Annotated in this window: 19 protein-coding genes; 16 read left to right on the top strand and 3 right to left on the bottom strand. The window is 43.7% G+C overall.

Annotated elements, in window-relative coordinates; translation table 11 throughout:
• Nucleotides 1–83 precede the first annotated feature (83 nt).
• From J2Z48_RS07610 to rpmF, 4 genes are all read left to right on the top strand, one after another.
• Nucleotides 84–878 (top strand): patatin-like phospholipase family protein, encoded by a 795-nt coding sequence (locus J2Z48_RS07610; protein ID WP_307252399.1) that lies wholly within the window; start codon nt 84–86, stop codon nt 876–878.
• Complete coding sequence (locus tag J2Z48_RS07605; RefSeq protein WP_307252398.1) at nt 871–1,932, top strand: SepM family pheromone-processing serine protease; 1,062 nt, start codon at nt 871–873, stop codon at nt 1,930–1,932. The genes J2Z48_RS07610 and J2Z48_RS07605 overlap by 8 nt, the downstream gene beginning before the upstream one ends.
• A gap of 61 nt (nt 1,933–1,993) precedes the next feature.
• Complete coding sequence (locus J2Z48_RS07600) at nt 1,994–2,506, top strand: YceD family protein (RefSeq protein WP_307252397.1); 513 nt, start codon at nt 1,994–1,996, stop codon at nt 2,504–2,506.
• A gap of 76 nt (nt 2,507–2,582) precedes the next feature.
• Complete coding sequence (rpmF, locus tag J2Z48_RS07595) at nt 2,583–2,765, top strand: 50S ribosomal protein L32 (protein WP_072330272.1); 183 nt, start codon at nt 2,583–2,585, stop codon at nt 2,763–2,765.
• 113 nt (nt 2,766–2,878) lie between these two features.
• Here rpmF and J2Z48_RS07590 read toward each other — a convergent pair whose 3' ends face one another.
• Complete coding sequence (locus J2Z48_RS07590) at nt 2,879–3,190, bottom strand: magnetosome magnetite crystal formation protein family (RefSeq protein ID WP_307252395.1); 312 nt, start codon at nt 3,188–3,190, stop codon at nt 2,879–2,881.
• A gap of 220 nt (nt 3,191–3,410) precedes the next feature.
• Here J2Z48_RS07590 and fapR point away from each other — a divergent pair, with 220 nt between their 5' ends.
• The 10 genes from fapR to J2Z48_RS07540 all read left to right on the top strand — a co-directional run bounded on the left by fapR (nt 3,411) and on the right by J2Z48_RS07540 (nt 11,367).
• The gene (fapR, locus tag J2Z48_RS07585; protein WP_307252393.1) at nt 3,411–3,977 is read left to right on the top strand and encodes a transcription factor FapR; all 567 of its coding nucleotides are present in this window, start codon (nt 3,411–3,413) and stop codon (nt 3,975–3,977) included.
• Nucleotides 3,978–3,991: 14 nt separating this feature from the next.
• A complete protein-coding gene (gene plsX, locus J2Z48_RS07580; RefSeq protein WP_307252391.1) occupies nt 3,992–5,008 on the top strand; it encodes a phosphate acyltransferase PlsX in 1,017 nt (338 codons plus the stop codon).
• On the top strand, nt 4,987–5,985 hold the full coding sequence (locus J2Z48_RS07575) for a beta-ketoacyl-ACP synthase III (RefSeq protein ID WP_307252389.1): 999 nt from the start codon (nt 4,987–4,989) through the stop codon (nt 5,983–5,985). The genes plsX and J2Z48_RS07575 overlap by 22 nt, the downstream gene beginning before the upstream one ends.
• A 10-nt stretch (nt 5,986–5,995) precedes the next feature.
• On the top strand, nt 5,996–6,931 hold the full coding sequence (fabD, locus tag J2Z48_RS07570) for an ACP S-malonyltransferase (RefSeq protein WP_307252388.1): 936 nt from the start codon (nt 5,996–5,998) through the stop codon (nt 6,929–6,931).
• A 16-nt stretch (nt 6,932–6,947) separates the two neighbouring features.
• Nucleotides 6,948–7,691 (top strand): 3-oxoacyl-[acyl-carrier-protein] reductase, encoded by a 744-nt coding sequence (gene fabG, locus J2Z48_RS07565; protein ID WP_307252386.1) that lies wholly within the window; start codon nt 6,948–6,950, stop codon nt 7,689–7,691.
• Nucleotides 7,692–7,751: 60 nt separating this feature from the next.
• Nucleotides 7,752–7,994: an acyl carrier protein gene (gene acpP / locus J2Z48_RS07560; protein ID WP_307252384.1), complete on the top strand. Its 243-nt coding sequence runs from the start codon at nt 7,752–7,754 to the stop codon at nt 7,992–7,994.
• Between the two features lie 106 nt (nt 7,995–8,100).
• Nucleotides 8,101–9,345, top strand: a complete 1,245-nt coding sequence (gene fabF, locus J2Z48_RS07555; protein ID WP_307252382.1) for a beta-ketoacyl-ACP synthase II — start codon at nt 8,101–8,103, stop codon at nt 9,343–9,345.
• A gap of 22 nt (nt 9,346–9,367) precedes the next feature.
• The gene (rnc, locus tag J2Z48_RS07550; RefSeq protein WP_131847269.1) at nt 9,368–10,075 is read left to right on the top strand and encodes a ribonuclease III; all 708 of its coding nucleotides are present in this window, start codon (nt 9,368–9,370) and stop codon (nt 10,073–10,075) included.
• Between the two features lie 113 nt (nt 10,076–10,188).
• A complete protein-coding gene (locus tag J2Z48_RS07545; protein WP_307252379.1) occupies nt 10,189–10,680 on the top strand; it encodes a GNAT family N-acetyltransferase in 492 nt (163 codons plus the stop codon).
• A gap of 84 nt (nt 10,681–10,764) precedes the next feature.
• Complete coding sequence (locus J2Z48_RS07540; protein ID WP_307252377.1) at nt 10,765–11,367, top strand: hypothetical protein; 603 nt, start codon at nt 10,765–10,767, stop codon at nt 11,365–11,367.
• Between the two features lie 339 nt (nt 11,368–11,706).
• Here the strand turns inward: J2Z48_RS07540 and J2Z48_RS07535 are convergent, their stop codons facing one another.
• Nucleotides 11,707–12,363: an HD domain-containing protein gene (locus J2Z48_RS07535; RefSeq protein ID WP_307252375.1), complete on the bottom strand. Its 657-nt coding sequence runs from the start codon at nt 12,361–12,363 to the stop codon at nt 11,707–11,709.
• 146 nt (nt 12,364–12,509) lie between these two features.
• Between J2Z48_RS07535 and J2Z48_RS07530 the strand changes: the two genes are divergently transcribed.
• A complete protein-coding gene (locus J2Z48_RS07530; RefSeq protein ID WP_370872908.1) occupies nt 12,510–13,208 on the top strand; it encodes a deoxynucleoside kinase in 699 nt (232 codons plus the stop codon).
• A gap of 52 nt (nt 13,209–13,260) precedes the next feature.
• Here the strand turns inward: J2Z48_RS07530 and J2Z48_RS07525 are convergent, their stop codons facing one another.
• Nucleotides 13,261–13,869 (bottom strand): trimeric intracellular cation channel family protein, encoded by a 609-nt coding sequence (locus J2Z48_RS07525; protein ID WP_307252371.1) that lies wholly within the window; start codon nt 13,867–13,869, stop codon nt 13,261–13,263.
• A gap of 271 nt (nt 13,870–14,140) precedes the next feature.
• Between J2Z48_RS07525 and smc the strand changes: the two genes are divergently transcribed.
• Nucleotides 14,141–17,734 (top strand): chromosome segregation protein SMC, encoded by a 3,594-nt coding sequence (smc, locus tag J2Z48_RS07520; RefSeq protein WP_307252369.1) that lies wholly within the window; start codon nt 14,141–14,143, stop codon nt 17,732–17,734.
• The last annotated feature ends 3 nt before the right edge of the window (nt 17,735–17,737 follow it).

Below are 17,737 nucleotides of genomic sequence, written 5' to 3'. Positions count from 1 at the left end.
GATGTAGACCCTTGTTTAGACCGGTTTGTCCAAGTAAGAATGCAAATTTTCCTTTTATCATGGAGTGGAAGGAGCGATCCAATATGGCCCGTCGTCCCGTTATAGGCTTGGCGTTAGGTGCTGGAGGAGCAAGGGGATTTGCACATATTGGTGTGCTGAAAGTGTTAGAGGAAGCACAGATTCCGATCGATCTGATCGCAGGAAGTAGTATGGGCAGTTTTGTAGGGGCTTGTTATGCAAATGGATGCCGATTATCACTTATGGAAGGGTTAGCAGTCCACTTTAAACGTAAGATTTGGTTGGATTATAAGATTCCTGGAATGGGCTTTGTCAGTGGACAGAAAGCGCATGAAGTGATTCGCTTGCTAACTCATCGAAAGCGGATTGAAGAGTTTCCGATCCCACTAGCTGTTGTCGCTACGGATTTGTCTTCAGGAGAAAAGGTTGTGTTTCGTGAAGGCCCTGCCGCTGATGCGATTCGAGCCAGTATTTCGATCCCGGGTGTTTTTGATCCTGTAAACATAGAAAATCGCCTATTAGTGGATGGAGGGGTTGTAGATCGGGTACCTGTTAGTGTAGTCCAAGAGATGGGAGCCGATCTGGTGATTGCGGTAGATGTGTTTGCGAAGGTTGAAGAGGTGAAAATAAGAAATATTATAGACGTGATCGCACAAACTCTTGATATTATGGAGAGAGAGTTATTGCGAAGGTATACATATCAGGCTGATGTTACGATTCGGCCAAAAGTGCAAGATATAAGTTCGACTGCGTTTACAAAAGTAGAAGAATGCATTCGTTATGGGGAGGAAGCTGCGCGAGAACAGCTTCCAATGGTAAAAAAAATGATTGCAGAATGGCGAGGAGACAAAGATGTTTAAACGAAATTATAAAGGTCGTATCTTTTTTGGGATTTTAGCATTTCTGATCCTAGTTGGGATTTTAGGGACTCCGATTGCCGCGCTTCCCTATTACGTGATGGAGCCAGGCTCGGCAGAGGATGTTGCACCATTTGTAAAGGTGGATGAGAAGCCTGCTAAGCACGGAGAGGGAACCTTTTATCTAACGACCGTTGGAGTGGGCAAAGCAACGGTATTGGATTGGATTTGGGCTCAGTATTCACATGAACTAGAGTTAATCCCAGAGAAAGAGATGTTTGTCAATGTTCGGGACGATGAGGAGTATCAACGTCAACAAAAAGAGAATATGTTGGAATCGCAAAATGCTGCCTTAGTTGCGGCGTTTCGAGAGGCAAAAAAGCCGCTACAAGTAGACTATCTAGGGGTGGAAGTATTTTCTGTTCGCAAAGAGAATGGATTGCAGGTAGGGGATCTCATTACGGCAATCGATAAACAGTCGATTTTGCGTAAAGAAGATCTGTTTACGTATCTCGAGAAGAAGAAAATCGGGGATCGAGTGAAGGTTACATTCCAACGAACGAATACAAAAGATCCGATCGAAAAAGAAATCGCATTAGCGGACGTAGCTGAGCCACAAGAGGGGCAGAAACGAGCGGGACTCGGTATCTATCCACTGACAAGGGAGCGGGTTCGGACTACCCCTTCTGTTAAGATAGAAGCAGGTGAGATCGGAGGACCATCTGCTGGATTGATGTTTACGCTTGAGGTATATGATCAGCTTACAGAAGGTGATCTGACACATAGCATGAAAATTGCCGGTACAGGTACGATGAATAGTGAAGGGAAAGTAGGCCAAATCGGTGGGATTCAGTATAAGGTGAGGGCTGCGGATAAGAAAGGGGCTGAGATCTTCTTTGCTCCGAAGGATCAGCTGCCTACGGATGAAAATGAAAAAATAGCCATCCAAGCAGCCAAAGAAATCAAAACGAAGATGAAAATCGTGCCAGTAGCTACCGTTCAAGAGGCACTTCAATATTTGCAAAGCCAAGAAAAATCATCACAGAAGGCCGGTTAACATTGACACAATTATATGGATGTCATATAATAAGCCTGTTTTCACGCGAGGAGTGGAATGAATGCAGATCTCTCTACAAAAGATCAATCAACAACCAAATCAACAACTGATTGTGAAAGAAAGCATCCAGTTAGATGAGTTGGTAGATGAAGTTCTAGGTCTGGAACAGATCGAACCCGTACAAGTAGAAGCGATTTTTCAGAACGTGGGTTCTCGTTTGTACCATGGGGAAGTGAAGGAATCCACTCAAGCGGTATTGACATGTTCGCGTTGTCTGACTGGGTATACCATGCCCTTACAGGCAGAATGGTCTGAGAGATTTACGGATGAAGAGAGCCGAGCGATCGATTCAGAAGAAGAGATTGTTCATCTCGTCGAGGCACAGACGATAGATCTTGATCCTTATATACGCGAGGCGCTCATACTCACGATTCCCTTTGCGCCACTCTGTAGGGAGGATTGCAAGGGGTTATGTCCAGTGTGTGGAGCGAATAAAAATGTCCGAGAGTGTAGTTGTGTGACTGAACGGATTGATCCACGTCTAGCAGCACTTCAGGACTTATTTAAGGAATGAAAACCTTCTCAACCGAAGGGAACTGTAGTATAATCAACGAAGTTGTGTTTTAAGAACGGCACAGGGGGTGAATGACATGGCAGTACCATTTCGTCGTACTTCTAAAACTCGTAAACGCATGCGTCGCACTCATTTCAAATTGAGCGCTCCTGGCGTTGTAAGCTGCCCACAATGCAGTGCACCTAAGATGTCCCACCGTGTATGTAAATCGTGTGGTTATTATAAAGGTGAAAAAGTTGAAGGCGTAGTAAACGAGTAATCGATATGACTAGCTAGTTTCTAGTACTAGAAACAAAAACGAGCTACCAACTTGAGAGATCAAGAGGTAGCTCGTTTTTTTGTGTTTGATTTCGGTATATAAATAGATTTCTATTATTTGATGAAACCTAGGAATGGATATTGGAAATGGCGATTTTGCGTTGCATAGATCATACCTTTGATCGGCGATATAATGGCCATCAAGCCAAATATAATTAAAAACGGGATTCCGATGAGGATAAAGGAGAAGAAAATAGAGACTCCGATGAGGATGCCTATTAGAAAATGAAATATGAGCGCCTGAAGAGAAATGCGTTTCACATCTGAATCCGATGAAAGAAAATAAACGACAAGCGGAAGCAGTACAGGTGCAAACCAAGTACTAGCATGAACCAATATTTTTAATCCAGATGACTGTGAGTCCACGAATCAAAACCTCCTGATTTTTATTCTTCATTACGTTATGTTGACTGATTTCCCGGATGTGATTTTTGTAAACATGTATATGAGTAGTGTTGTGCAAACTAATAAAGAGTTATTTACGATTATCAAAGATAGGTGTTGTCAAACTGGATCTTTTTTTCTATACTAGCATTTAGGACTAGGTATTAAAATGAGGTCATAATCCAAGGTGGTGATCTCCGCTTTGCGCTTAACAAAGAAAGAACGTCAATCTTATTTATCTCAAGCATTTGAACAAGACCCATTTCTAACAGATGAAGAAGTGGCGAAAAAGTTTCATGTCAGTATCCAGACGATTCGATTGGATCGTTTAGAACTAGGAATACCGGAGTTGCGAGAGAGAATAAAGCACATGGCAGAGAAAAAGTTTGATCATGTCCAGTCATTATCGCCAAATGAAGTGATTGGTGATGTGATTGATCTACAATTACATAAAAGTGGGATCTCCTTACTCGAAATTAGCGCAGAGCATGTTTTTAAGCGAAACCAAATTGCTCGTGGGCACATTTTATTTGCTCAAGCGAACTCTTTAGCGATTGCTCTAGCGGATTGGAAGGTGGCTCTTACGGGGAATGCATCGATTCGCTTTGTTCGCCCGGTTCGATTAGGAGAAAAATGTATTGCTTTTGCCAATGTCGCAGAAGCTCATGATAGTCGTTTGCATGTTGGTGTGCAGACGAAGGTGCAAGAAGAAATCGTCTTTCAAGGTGATTTTGAAGTGTATCGTGTCGGTGACGATAGAGGCAACTAGGAGGTAAATGATCCATGAGAATTGCATTTGATGTCCATGGGGGAGACTACGCACCGAATGCGGTGATCGAAGGTGTCCTACAGGCAGCAAAAGATTACCCTGAGATAACGTTTGTATTGATTGGTACAGAGAAAGCTCTGGTGTCATCTGTACTGTCTAACATTGAAATGATCAAGGTAACGGAAACCATCACAGCAGAAGACGAACCAGTGAAAGCGATTCGACGGAAAAAAGACTCATCCCTAGTTGTTGGCTGTCGTTTGGTAAAAGAAAAAGCCGTTGATGCGTTTGTATGTGCAGGGAATACAGGTGCTTTGGTGACGGCTGGATTATTTGTCACAGGTCGTATGAAAGGGATGGATCGTCCCGCTCTTGCGCCGATCTTTCCGAGTATGAAAGGTGGCGGAACGCTCGTGCTGGATGTAGGAGCGAATCCAGAGGCGAAACCAGAACATTTGCGCCAGTATGCAGTGATGGGAAGTATTTACGCTAAGCAGGTAATGGGGCTTGAGCGACCACGTATTGGTTTGCTTAATATCGGTACCGAAGATGGCAAGGGAACGTCTCTCACGAAAGACACATTTGATCTACTCGCAAACGAGTCTGCTATCCACTTTATTGGAAACGTAGAGGCGAGAGATGTGTTAGATGGTACATGTGATGTATTGGTGACTGATGGATTCTCAGGGAACATTCTTTTAAAAAATACGGAAGGTGTGGCCAAAGCCATTTTCAGTAAGTTAAAAGAGGAATTTACCCGAAGCATTCGAACGAAGGTGGCGGCGGGAATCCTCGCCCCTGGACTAAAAAGATTTAAAGAGAGCATGGATTATAAAGAACATGGTGGAGCTCCTCTTTTAGGACTGGCAGGTCCCATTATTAAAGCACATGGTTCTTCAGATGCTCGTGCTTTTTATCAAGCGGCGATGCAGGCGAAGAAGATTGTAGAGCAAAATGTGATCGAACAGATTCAACAGGGGTTAGTGAAAACAGAGGGAGATGAGGAGAGGTGCGATCAGCAGGAATCTTAGGAACAGGTGCCTATTTACCAGAAAAAGTACTTACGAATGCCGATCTAGAAAAAATGGTAGATACGAGTGATGAATGGATTGTTTCTCGTACAGGAATCCGTGAACGTCATATAGCGGCTCCAGAGCAAGCTGCTTCCGATCTAGCTGTGGGGGCTGCCAGACAAGCGCTTGAACGTGCAAATATCACAGCAGATCAGCTTGATCTTATCATTGTGGCTACGGTTACACCTGATACATCATTCCCAGCAACAGCTTGTCTCGTACAAGAACAATTGGGTGCGAAAAATGCGGCGACGTTTGATTTGTCTGCGGCATGTACAGGATTTATCTACGGGATCACCACAGGTGCTCAATTTATCGCAACGGGCGTTTATCGGTATGTGTTGGTCGTGGGTGTAGAAGTTCTTTCTCGAATTGTAGACTGGTCTGATCGCAATACGTGTGTGTTGTTCGGAGATGGTGCGGGTGCAGCGATTCTAGGTCCTGTTAAAGAGGGTTACGGCTTTCAGTCGTTTGAACTAGGAGGCGACGGCACAGGAGCTACTCATTTAAATTTAAAAGCAGGTGGGTCTAGACTTCCTGCTAGCGAACAGACCATAAAAGAAGGCGGTCATTATCTTTATATGAATGGTCGTGAGGTCTTCAAGTTTGCAGTTCGTGTTTTGATTAGTGCAGCGGATGAGGCACTCAAAAAGGCAGGACTAACGAAGGAAGATATTAATTTATTGGTTCCACATCAAGCTAATATGCGTATTATTGATGCTGCGGTAGAGCGTCTGGGACTGGACGAGGAAAAGGTCATTGTGAATTTAGACCGTTGTGGGAATATGTCTTCAGCCTCTATACCAGTCGCATTAAATGAAGCATGGGAGCAAGGCCGGATTCATGAAGGCGATACGATTGTTCTTTGTGGTTTTGGTGGTGGATTAACGTGGGGAGCTACTGTTTTACGTTGGTCACAAGACGAACCAGAATAGGAGGCACAACATGGGGAAAATAGCGTGCCTTTTCCCGGGGCAAGGATCACAAAAAGTGGGTATGGGAAAAGAGATTGCAGAGTCATTTGCGGAAGCGAAACAGGTGTATCGTGAAGCGGATGAAGTTTTAGGATATTCCTTATCGAGGCTTTGCTTTGAGGGACCAGAGGATACGTTACGCTTAACCGAACATACACAACCGGCTTTGCTAACTACCAGCTTGGCATTGTATGAAGTGTTCCGCCAATCTGGAATTCGTCCTGATTTCGTAGCAGGGCATAGCTTAGGTGAGTACTCGGCCTTGGTGGTAGCAGGTGTCCTTTCCCTTCGTGATGCGGTTGCAACCGTTCACAAACGTGGGACGTATATGGAAGAAGCTGTTCCTGCTGGTGTAGGAGCCATGTCCGCTGTACTTGCCTGTGAACGAGATGTGTTGGATGAAATATGTCGTTTAGTAAGTTGTGAGGGAAATATTGTAGAGCCAGCCAATTACAATTGTCCAGGACAGATTGTGATTTCGGGACATGCTGATGCGGTTAGAGTGGCAGGTGAGAAAGCACTGGAAGCCGGGGCGAGAAAGGTTGTTCCGTTGACTGTAAGTGGACCGTTTCATTCTTCCCTGATGTCTCCAGCATCGAAGCGACTTGCTGACACTCTGCAAGGGGTTGGGTTTCAAGAAGCACAAATTCCTGTTATCGCCAATGTAAGTGCTTTGCCTGTGACAAAACCAGCTGAGATTCGTGAAGCGTTAATTCATCAGGTAGCTTCTCCGGTTTTATGGGAGGATACCGTTCGTACTTTATTAGATCAAGGTGTGGATACATTTATTGAGATTGGTGCAGGAAATGTATTATCAGCACTTGTAAAGAAAGTAAATCGCCGGATTACGACGATTTCGATTCAAGATCCAGCTACTCTTGAAAAGGCTCTTGAACAACTTCGATAGAAAAGGAGGGAAAAGTATGTTAACAAATCAAGTAGCTATCGTTACAGGTGGTTCTAGAGGAATTGGTCGTTCGATTGCTTGTACATTGGCAGAAGCAGGTGCCGATGTAGTGATCTTTTATGCTGGGAATCAAGTAGCGGCTGAAGAAACGCTTTCTGCTATTCAAGCTACAGGACGACAAGGACTGGCTCTTCAAGTAGATGTGTCGAGTCAAGAGCAGGTTGATGCGGCATGCAAGCAGGTTTTGGAACGATTTGGTAGAATTGATGTCCTAGTGAATAATGCGGGAATTACGCGAGACAATTTAATTATGCGCTTGAAAGAAGAAGATTGGGATCAAGTAGTTGATACTAACTTAAAAGGTGTCTTTTTCTGTACCAAAGCAGTGATTCGTCCAATGATGAAACAACGCTCTGGTCGAATTATTAATATGAGTTCCGTAGTAGGTGTAATGGGGAATCCGGGACAAGCTAACTACGTAGCGGCAAAAGCAGGCGTAATTGGATTAACGAAGTCAACAGCTAAAGAAATCGCTAGCCGGAACATTACCGTAAATGCGATCGCACCCGGCTTTATCGAGACGGATATGACAGCTAAACTAGATGAACAGACGAAAAAATCGATGCTTGGAGCGATTCCACTCGGACGATTTGGGGCGGCTGACGATGTAGCACAGCTAGTGAAATTCTTAGCAAGTCCTGCCGCAGGCTACATTACAGGTCAAACGATCCATGTAGATGGCGGGATGGTTACCTCATAGGAAAATGCTTCATTGCTTGTCAAATGTTGTTTTCGTATAATACGTAAGGAGGTGATAAGGATGGCAACAACACTAGAACGTGTACAAAAAATTATTTCTGAGAAATTGGATGTAGCAATTGAAGAGGTTACGCTCGAAGCTTCCATTCGTGAAGACCTTGATGCAGATTCTCTTGATGTAGTGGATTTGATCATGGACTTGGAAGATGAGTTTGGTCTTTCGATCAATGAAGAAGCTGCTGAGAAAATTGCGATTGTACAAGATATCGTCAGCTTTGTAGACGCACAAAAAGCTAATACTTAAGTATTGAATATGCATTTATACCTAACTAGAGAGTCCCGTTTGACTGCGGGGCTCTCTCCTAAATGAATCATTCATTCGTACAGCATTCAGAAAGGCGGTGCACCAGATGAAACGTCGGGTTGTTGTCACAGGATTAGGAGCGCTCACGCCCATCGGAAATGAAGTCGTTACCTTCTGGAACAATTTGATTGCTGGTAAATCTGGACTAGGATATATAACTCGTTTTGATGCAACTGATTATTCCACGAGAATTGCTGCGGAGGTCAAGGATTTTGATCCGCTTCTATATATAGATAAAAAAGAAGTAAGACGAACCGATTTGTTTGTACAGTATGCCATTGCGGCAGCTAAGATGGCCCTACAAGATGCAGGCATTCAAATCGATGATCAAAATGCAGAACGCATTGGGGTTTACATCGGATCTGGTATCGGTGGACTACCAACGCTTGAAAGTCAACACACTGTTTTAATGGAAAAAGGTCCTAAGCGAGTAAGCCCTTTTTTCATTCCGATGATGATCGGAAATATGGCTTCTGGTTTAGTATCGATCCATACAGGTGCGAAAGGGCCCAATAGCTCTTCTGTAACCGCTTGTGCAAGCGGAACAAACAGTATTGGGGAGGCATTCCGTTTAATTCAACATGGAGATGCTGATGTAATGGTTTGCGGAGGAACTGAATCAACGATTACGCCAATGGCATTCGCAGGATTCTCTTCGATGGGTGCCCTTTCTCGTAACAATGATGATCCACAACGTGCAAGCAGGCCCTTTGATAAGGAACGAGATGGATTTGTCATGGGAGAAGGATCTGGAGTAATCATTCTTGAATCCCTAGAGCGTGCGAAGGCAAGAGGTGCTAGGATTTATGCAGAGATGATCGGCTATGGGATGAGTGCAGATGCATTCCATCTTACTAGCCCTGCTCCAGACGGAAATGGAGCGGCGAGAAGTATGCTAGCAGCTGTCAGCAATGCTGGTTTAGAGCTGACGGAAGTTGATTATATCAATGCTCATGGTACTTCTACACCGCTAAACGATTTATATGAAACCATTGCAATTAAACGTGCTTTTGGTGACCATGCTTATCAATTATCCGTAAGCTCGATTAAATCGATGATTGGTCATTTGCTGGGTGCGGCAGGTGGAATCGAAGCGATTACTTCTGTTTTGGCTTTATATCACCAAATCCTCCCACCAACAACCAATTTAGAACATCCTGATCCAGAATGCGATTTGGATTATGTACCAAATGAAATGCGAAAAGCATCGGTTCGTACTGCGATCTCTAATTCTTTTGGCTTTGGTGGACACAATGCAACCATCGCGTTTAAAGTATATGAGGATGTGTAATTCTTAGGGTGGTGATATTAACATGAACTTTACAAGCTTGGAACAAGCGACTGGGATTCGCTTTCGTAACAGAGAATTGTTCCAACAAGCATTCACCCATACCTCGTATGCACACGAGCGGAAAAATTCAGGGCACATTCCAGATAACGAACGACTCGAATATCTAGGAGATGCGGTCTTGGAGCTAGCCGTATCCGAGTTTCTTTTTCATTATGATCAGAAGATGAGTGAAGGAGAGCTAACTCGTCGTCGTGCTCGAATTGTTTGTGAACCTTCGCTGGCTTCGTTTGCCAAGGAATTAAATTTTGGTAGCTTTGTACGACTTGGTAAAGGAGAGGAATTGACAGGAGGAAGGACTAGACCTTCTCTGTTGGCTGATGTGTTTGAAGCATTCATAGGAGCCGTGTACCTCGATCAAGGATTGGAACCAGCGCGGATTTTTTTACAGCGTGTGGTGTTTCCGAAAATCAATGATGAGTGGTTAGCACGGATGACAGACGCGAAAAGTCAGCTTCAAGAATTAGTACAACAAGAACGAGTGGGTCCCTTGGACTATCGAATTATTGATACACAAGGTCCTGCTCATGATCGATACTTTGTCTCTGAAGTATATTTGGAGAACCAATGTCTAGGCAGAGGCTCTGGTCGCTCTAAAAAAGAGGCCGAGCAACAAGCTGCTACTAAGGCTTTAAAACTTTGGCAAGCGAGACGAACAGAAGGAGCCACCTAGCATACAATCTAGGTGGTTTTCTATGCGAACAACAAATAAATTATTGTATTATTATTTGTTTTCCTATATGTTCGGGGTAATGCACTTGAAACCGAACTTTTGGGGGAGACAGGATGGAGAGACTGTTTGAATCGCCTAATTTCATATTTGACCGACTAAATGAACAAACGTGGGTCCATTTTATTGAAGTGCAACGGAGCAATCATTATTACTGGTCATTTTTTAATGATGACGCGCAATTTAATACACATCGTTTCCTACGAACGTGGCGAGAGTATGGATCGGTGATGATAGGGATAACAAGAAAGTCAGATGGGTTTCGAATCGGAATGATTGATACGATTCCGACACATCCTAAATACGGTGTCCCCCATATCTCTCTTTTAACCATTCATGCACGGTATCATGGGCATGGCTATGGTCAAAAAGTTTTGTATCTATTTATTAACTATATGGAATGGAAACGAGTCGGCATCCATGTGCTGGCCATTAATACACCTGCGATGAAGTTTTGGAAACAACAAGGATTCCAAACCATTTCCTCAGAATATGTAAAGACTTGTAAAGGAATGCAGGAATTAATTCATATGGAGAAAGAGTTTTAGATAGAGGAAAGGTTCATAACATGCTATGATAGGGTTATAATTGTCTGAATTAACCAACCATTCTCATAAGGGGGCTTTCTAAGTATGAAACGAGCTTGTATCATGCTAGGAGTTATCATGGGCTTTTTATTGACCATGAGTGGGTGGTGGGGGTTAGATGTACAGGCATGTTCTTGTGTTCCACTAGGAGATCCGATTAAAGAAGCGGATAAAAGTAGTGCGGTCTTTGTGGGGCAGGTTGTCAAACTGGAAGACGATGCGAACCAGCACATCGCCACCTTACATGTATCCAAACGATGGAAAGGTGAGCTTGATCCTGAATTAACCGTGTATACAGCTCTCTCCGGGGCAGCTTGTGGGTTTGAATTTGAAATGGGGAAAGAGTATCTAGTCTACGCCACCAAGGAAAATGGTCATCTTACTACGACTATTTGTAGTCGTACCAAGCTATTATCGGAGGCTCAGGCAGATTTAGATGCACTCAATAAACGTATGTGGATGATGGATGGCACGGAAAACAAGCCATCGACTGACACACCTACGAACAGCATTCCCGATTCAAAAGAGACAGAAGCAGATCAATCATCAAAAGAAATAGGGACTTCTGAATGGCTAATCGTGGGAACGGCGTTGCTATTAGTTACGATGACCTTGATTGTGGGTGCTAGACAGAGAAAAGGGAAATAATAGTGAACGACTACTTGGGACACCAGAGTTGTTGGTGAATTAGATGTACCGGGGCATGTATCTGATTGCAGGTATTGAACAGGCGTGCTGATTGCTAGTAGATTAAATGGAATAGGGGCAATGTATCTGACCATAGCGATGTTAGTGAGCCTACCTAGCGTAGTCCTTCGAAGCAAGGGCGTTTTGTGGCAAGTCTTCCGCGTTCTTTGCGAGTTTTGCGACTTGCCCGAAGCGGACATACCCCGCATCCTTGCAGGCTCACTATTTGATGAGCTGTGGTTAGATATATGCCCCGGGACATGGTGCTAGATAAAATCCAGTATTTCCTTAATCAAAGCCTTAGCGCTTCCCATCCCATTCAGCATAAAATTGTTCCAAGTATTCTTCCATCACCTTATGTCTGCCTTCAGCTAAATGTCTTCCATAGTCCGTATTCATCAAATCCTTTAGCTTTAAAAGCTTCTCATAGAAATGAGTAACAGCTGTCCCGCGATTACTACGATACTCTGCTACCGTCATCTGATCGCGTACCAGAATAGAAGGATCATGAATGGGGCGAGCCGTGTGACCTGAATACGCCATGACTCTGGCGATGCCAATCGCGCCCAATGCATCAAGGCGATCAGCATCTTGGACAACCTTTCCTTCTAACGTACGAGGCGGCTGTTTATTTGCCCCTCCTCGGAATGACATGGTTGTAATAATTTCCATAATATGTTCTCGATCTTCTGTGGGGACACCGTGCTCGATGAGAAACTGAATAATTTGTTGTGTACTTTTCTCAGGGTCCGAGCTAATTTTTTCATCCGCTATATCGTGCAAATAAGCAGCCATTTGGCAGATAAATGGGTCCGCGCCAGTGTGTTCAGCAATCGTTTTCGCATTATTTACTACTCGTTCAATATGTAGGAAATCATGACCGCTTGTATCTTTGTGATGAACTTGATAAGCAAAGTCTTGTGCAGATCCTAAAATTTGTTTTTTAGTAAAAATCAAGAATACCACTCCATTCTGTTTAATGTTACACTATTATCTTACATATATGGTTCGGACTGAATATGCCAACTCTGGTTCCGTCCTTTGCTTGTCCATACTATAATGGGAATGTTTCAAGAAGCTAGTCCAGGAGGCTTTTGAGGGAGATGGGTTATGTGATTTGTCTTGGCGGTATGATTGGAGTCGGAAAGACTTCCTATACAACATTGATTGCACAGCATTTAAATAGTGAAGCATTTTATGAGTCTGTTGATGATAATCGACTACTTGATTTATTTTACAACGACCGGGAGCGTTTTGCCTTCCCGTTACAAATTTATTTTTTAAATACTCGGTTCCGTTCAATCAAAAAAGCAATGCGCCATAAAAATAATGTGTTGGATCGCTCGATTTATGAAGATGCGTTGTTTGCAAAAATTAATTTTGAAGATGGCATGATGAAAGAAGCAGAGTTTGATTGTTATCTGGACCTTTTACATAATATGTTAGAGGAAATTCAAGAGTTGGATCACTGCACCTGTCCAACAGGACCTAAGAAGCGCCCTGATTTATTTATCTATCTACGTGCTTCTTTTGAAACCATTATGGAGCGCATTGAGAAACGAGGACGTGACTACGAACAAGATCCAAGTCATGTTAACTACTTCCGTCGCCTTCATTCACGTTATGATGACTGGGTGTTTAATCACTATAAGGAAAGTGATGTACTCATTATTGATGCCGATCGCCTAGATATTACGCGTGAAGAGGATGCGGCAGAGTTTTTAGAGATCTTAGATGCGAAATTAAGAGAAGTCGACGAGAAAGACACCGCTCGCTTGGTTCAAAAAGTATCCTACAAATAGGTATGAAAACCCCCCAACTATCCAGAGTTGGGGGGTTGATTTGTATGTTTGATTATACGGATGGGTGTTTGCGATAAATGGATAGATTCCAATGATAATGGACAGACATCATTCGAAGAATCACGATAATAACAAGTAATGTATAAAGGCCGAGTTCTGATACAATCCATCCTGATCCCACGCACACTCCAATCATGATACACCAAATAGCGTAGATTTCTTCTCGTAAAATAGCTGGTTTTCTGCCTGCGAGGAGGTCACGGATCACTCCGCCCCCGATGCCAGTTAACACAGTAGCAACGATTACTACGTATAGAGGGTGACCCATCTTGTGAGCAAAGAGTGCTCCTTGAATGGCAAAAGAAGATAAACCAACTGCGTCAAAGAACAGAATCCATTTGCGCCAACGATTTCCCCACATGTATGGGAATAGAGCAACGATGGACATCGCGATCAGCGCCGCCAGCATTAAATTCCCTTGACTCCATAGATTTGTTACGGGGATCCCAATCAGCACATTTCGAATGACTCCTCCACCAAAGGCAGTGACGAATCCGAGTACATATAAGCCAAATAAGTCATATTTCTCCTCGAGCGCTACGATCGCTCCACTGATGGCGAATGCTGGAATACCAATAATGTTTAATATGTCCCAAAGCATCTGCTTCACCTCCTATTTCGTTTCCACATGTGTTTCTATATTTTATGTTCAATTTCCATAATGTAATTCATCATAAAGGATTGTGCGAGGGTAGTAAATATATGGACATCCCTGAGTTTGTGAACATTTTGTTTCAGTTTTCAAAAGTGCCAAAAAGGAAACGGAACGGTCGTGTAGAAAGAAGAAAACAAAGTGATAGGCGGAATTTTCATACATAGTTTGGCTATGATAAAATAAATGGATTACGCCCGCGAGAGAGGGGAGGATGACCGTGTATTTAAAGAGATTAGAGATGTCTGGATTTAAATCATTTGCTAACCGAACGGAGCTTGAGTTTGTCCCTGGTATTACGGCTGTGGTAGGTCCCAATGGTAGCGGAAAGAGTAATGTTACTGATGGGATTCGTTGGGTGCTCGGTGAGCAGAGTGCAAAATCATTGCGTGGTAGCAAGATGGAGGACGTTATCTTTGCTGGAAGTGATACTCGCAAGCCAGTGGGCTTTTGTGAAGTAGCGATTACATTTGATAATACAGAGCGAAAATTGCCCCTTGATTATACAGAGGTAACAGTCGCTAGACGGGTATATCGCTCTGGCGAAAGTGAATATTTGTTAAATAAACAAACGTGTCGCCTGAAAGATATTAATGAATTATTTATGGATACGGGAATCGGAAAAGAAGCATACTCTATGATCGGCCAAGGAAAAATCGAAGAGATTATGAGTAGCAAGTCTGAGGATCGAAGGGCCATCTTTGAAGAGGCGGCAGGAATTGTAAAGTACAAGTCTCGGAAAAAGGAATCAGAGAAGAAACTAGAGACGACAGAGCAAAATTTAGCGCGTATCCATGATTTGATTCATGAATTAGATGGTCAAGTAGGGCCGCTCGCTGAGCAGTCGGAAAAAGCAATCACCTATAAAGAGTTAAAAGCGGAATTAGAACAAGTTGAAATTGGCTTGTACGTACATAAGATTGAGGATATTCATGATAAGTGGCAGTCATCTGCTCAAGAGGTAAAACGGCGAAAAGAAGAGCAAGCCATTTTATCTGCTGAACTAAATAAACGAGAAGTCTATCTGCAAGAGGTAAAAATGCAGGTGGATGAATGTGAAGCCCGCTTAGAGCAAGTACAAGGAGAACTCCTTACAGCAAGTGAGGACCTTGAGAAGGCAGAAGGTCAGCGGGAAGTGTGGTTAGAGCGGGGCCGTAACAGAGAGGTAACACAGCAGCAGTTACAAGAGCGTCAAACTGCATTGCAGGAAGAAGAAGCACGTCTTCAGTTAGAGGTTTCGGAGCTTCAAGAAAGACTCTCTGCGAAGGAAATCGAAGCCCAAGCCGCTGAGACAGAATTGCAAGCGATTCTGGAGCAGATGAAGTTAACTGTACAGGAGGCTTCCACCCCTCTTCAAGAAGTAGTGCTCCAGATTCAGGAATGTAACAATGAAATGATTACATTAAAAAGCGAACGGCAGTTTGTGGAACAACAACGGACTGAATTGGCGGAGCGTTTGTCTTCTTTGATGGATCATCTGTCTGAGGTCTATGAGCAACGCGAGGATATGGAAGAGGCGGAAGAGGGCTCACATAAGCAGTTACAAGAAGTAAAGTCTACTTTAGAACAAAAGCGTGAAGAAGTAGGTAAAATGGTGGAGAAACGGAATACTCTTCAAGAGGACGAGAAGAGTCTTAACCATCAAAACCGAGTATTGGAGCAGAAGTATCACCGGACTCGTTCACAGTATGATGTGTTGAAAGATATGGAAGCGGAGCATGCAGGCTTTTTTCAAGGCGTAAAAGAGATTTTGCTCGCCTCCGATCGAGGACATGAAACCTTATCGGGTGTAAGAGGTGCAGTTGCTCAATTGGTTCACGTTTCCGAGAAATATGAGATTGCGATGGAAACGGCATTAGGTGGAGCTGTGCAAAATGTGGTGGTAGCAGACGAGCGAACAGGAAGACATGCGATCCAATTTTTAAAAGATCGCCGTTTGGGACGAGCTACCTTTCTTCCGCTTGATGTGATCCAACCTCGGGTTTTACCAAGCCGTGATGTGGAACGAATCAAAAAGTTGGATGGTTTTATTGGAATTGCTAAAGACTTGGTTTCCTGTGAGCCTGAATATCAAGGACTGGTGGAGAATCTGCTTGGGCTGGTAGTGGTTGCACAAAATCTTGAGGTAGCTAACCAGCTAGCACGGACTCTTCAGTATCGCTATCGAGTGGTTACATTGGATGGAGATATCGTTAATCAGGGTGGAGGTATGACAGGCGGCAGTCGTCAAAATAATAAAAGCAATCTCCTCGGACGGACTCGTCAACTGGAGGAGCTGGAGGGAGAGCTTCACGAGCATAAGCAGGAATGGGATTCGGTGCAAGCAGATTTAAAGACGACGACCGAACAACGAACTCAGTTAGAGAAGATGTGGGAAGAGCTTCGTGCAGAAGGTGAGCAACTCCGTTTGCAAGAACAGCAGATGGAGAGTAATCTTCGCGAAAGTCAAATCCAGTTACGAAATGTAGAAAAAACGATTGAGCAAAGTGAGCAACAACAGCACATTGTGGATGAAAAAACGATGGAGCTTGAGAAGCGTACAGAAGAGATTGAACAAGCACTAGACACGCTAGAAGAGCAGAAAAAAATACTTATTGAGAAGCGAAAAGAGTTAGAAGAGCTTCGCAAACAAGAAGTAAGTGCCAAAGCGGAAGCAAATGAACAAGTGACAGAATGGCGTGTAACGGTTGCTCAGCTCAAGCAAGAAATCCGTAATAGCAAAGAAAATATGACTCGTATCCAAAGTGACTTATCACGCAACCAGAAGCAACAACAACAGATTATGGAAGAACGAACGGCTCTTGGGGAACGTGGCGAGTTAAATCAACAGGAACTGGATCAGCTATCCGCACGAATTGATCAACTACGCGAGCAGAAAACAGCGATCCAAGAGAAGTTGAGTCAGGTGCGGGGGACTCGTGATGAGCAAATGCGGGAACGGAATGAGTTAGAACATGAGGTTCATCAAGCTCAATCCACCATCCGCAAACAAGAAGAGCAACTCCGTGATCTAGAAATTCGAGTAAACCGGTTAGATGTAGAGTTGAATCATTTGTTGCAGAAGCTGGCAGAGGAGTACGAAATCAGCTTCGAACGCGCAAAAGAGATGTATGGCGTCCCAGAGGAACCAAATCAGGCAGAGCGAAAAGTACGTTCCCTCAAGCAGCAAATTGCCGGATTAGGGGAAGTAAGTCTAGGTGCCATTGAAGAATATAAGCGGCTTAGTGAACGCTTAGAGTTCTTGAAAACACAAGAAGCAGATCTATTAGATGCCAAACGTTCCCTTTACGATCTCATCGCCCAAATCGAATCAGAGATGGGAAAACGCTTCTTAGACGTGTTCCAGCTTATTCGAGAAGAATTTTTAGATGTATTTGTGAAGATGTTTGGTGGAGGTCGCGCCGATTTGCAATTGACAGATGAGGACAACCTGCTCGAAACAGGGATTGAGATTGTGGCGCAACCACCGGGGAAAAAATTGCAACAACTTTCCTTGCTATCTGGAGGAGAGCGCTCGTTAGTGGCATTGGCTTTACTATTTGCCGTATTAAGAGTAAAACCTGTCCCATTTTGCTTTTTAGATGAGGTGGATGCGGCACTGGACGAGGCAAACTTAACACGATTCGTCCAATATATGAAGGAAGCCGCTGTTAACACCCAATTTATCCTCATCACCCACCGCAAACATACGATGGAAGGCGCAGATGTATTGTATGGAATTACCATGCAAGAATCAGGAGTATCCAGTCTAGTATCTGTGCGGATGGAAGATTATGATGATAGTAGTAAAGAAGTAGCTGCAACGATGAGTTAGGGG

The organism is Croceifilum oryzae (genome assembly GCF_030814315.1).
Taxonomy (GTDB): domain Bacteria; phylum Bacillota; class Bacilli; order Thermoactinomycetales; family Thermoactinomycetaceae; genus Baia; species Baia oryzae.
This window is presented reverse-complemented; position numbering and strand designations above follow the sequence as displayed.